Origin of the sequence: Candidatus Magnetobacterium casense (assembly GCF_019173545.1) — a bacterium.
Classification (GTDB): Bacteria; Nitrospirota; Thermodesulfovibrionia; order Thermodesulfovibrionales; family Magnetobacteriaceae; genus Magnetobacterium; species Magnetobacterium cryptolimnobacter.
This window is the reverse complement of the sequence record NZ_JABXWD010000693.1, coordinates 1-1,300: the sequence shown is the minus strand read 5'-3', so window position 1 is coordinate 1,300 and position 1,300 is coordinate 1. Positions and strand designations below refer to the sequence as shown.

Below are 1,300 nucleotides of genomic sequence, written 5' to 3'. Positions count from 1 at the left end.
ATAAGGATCAGCCTCCTTCCCCTCGCCGTGGAGGAGGATGTCAATGATAGACTCCCTGATAAGAGATTCATCTACATCAGCTATACAGGCAAGTCTCCGCTTCAACTCGGACTCGGTGATGCCTATACCTTCACCTTTCCATCCACGTTCTTCTGGAATAGTGTCATCGTCTATCTCGGCTATCACAAACCTTCTCTCACTCATCCCCTCTCCTTTCGTGGTGATCGGGCGGCGAGGGACTTGAACCCTCCATACCTACTGGTTTTGGTTCCGGCTACCACCGCCCGAATTTGGTGCTTGCGGTAGAACACTTGATTCTCACGGTCCGATACTAGTCGGTGCGCCTGTTATGGTTGACTAGTCATACTCTGTTAAACAGACCTACAAACGCTTTCCCGCTGCCCTACCGCAAGCTCACTGGCAGGCAGACAACCCTCCGCCCCTACCCGGTCTGCTTCTCCATGCCCACCCCTTTCGGGGCTGCCAGTTATTCCGTCCACAATACTTTGCCTTCAGGCCAACTGTGTAACCGCCATTTATTGCCATCGTAGCTCGGTACAAGCCCCTGCTTCCATAGGTCAACGCAGGACTGATATGGGTATCCTTCAGTTTTAGGTGCATATTTCCATTCAGTGATGTTTGGAAACAATGATCCAATATATGCCCCCACGCTGGCCCTCACGCTGTCCCCCACGCTGGCCCTCACGCTGGCCCACACGCTGTCCCCCACGCTGTCCCTCACGCTGGCCCTCACGCTGGCCCCCACGATGGCCCACACGCTGTCCCCCACGCTGGCCCTCACGCTGTCCCCCACGCTGGCCCTCACGCTGGGCCACATGCTGTCCCCCACGCTGGCCCTCACGCTGTCCCATTGTTCAACTAACTGGATATGTTCATCTGTGATCTTAGGTGGTTTGATTTTAAACGGATGGATAGGGTTGATCGCCTCAGAATATCGCCATCCGAAAAGATCATCCAGATTTGTTATTTCCTCCAATATCTTCAATGCCTGATACCGTGTCTTTTCGGTATCACTAGCAATAGGCTGAATGCCCTTGACCCGAAAAGCAGCGCATGGGATATTAGCTCCCACAAAGCAATCGTTCGGATTTTTTGACGCATGAAGCCCTTTACCGCATGGCCCTTTGGTAGCAGGATCGAAGTCCGTTACACGGATGATCTTGCCAATGTTCTCTCGGTAATTGATCGTGCCCGAGTAGAAATCAAATCCATCTGGTCGTGTTAGCTTATACATACCCCCTCCCGTTATTCATCTAACCCGCATCCTTCAGCACACGCT

General features: G+C 52.8%; 2 protein-coding genes. Both read right to left on the bottom strand.

Annotation, left to right across the window (positions count from 1 at the left end):
- The coding region (locus HWQ67_RS18800) for a hypothetical protein (protein WP_218254226.1) at positions 1-204 on the bottom strand (204 nt) is incomplete at its 3' end.
- Positions 205-487: 283 nt separating this feature from the next.
- Entirely contained in the window at positions 488-1,255 is a 768-nt protein-coding gene (locus tag HWQ67_RS18795) for a hypothetical protein (RefSeq protein WP_218254225.1), read from the bottom strand.
- Positions 1,256-1,300 lie beyond the last annotated feature (45 nt).

What these genes read in the sequence shown, in the direction of transcription:
- HWQ67_RS18795 (WP_218254225.1), bottom strand. Translation starts at nt 1,255, where the DNA reads ATGTATAAGCTAACACGACCAGATGGATTTGATTTCTACTCGGGCACG.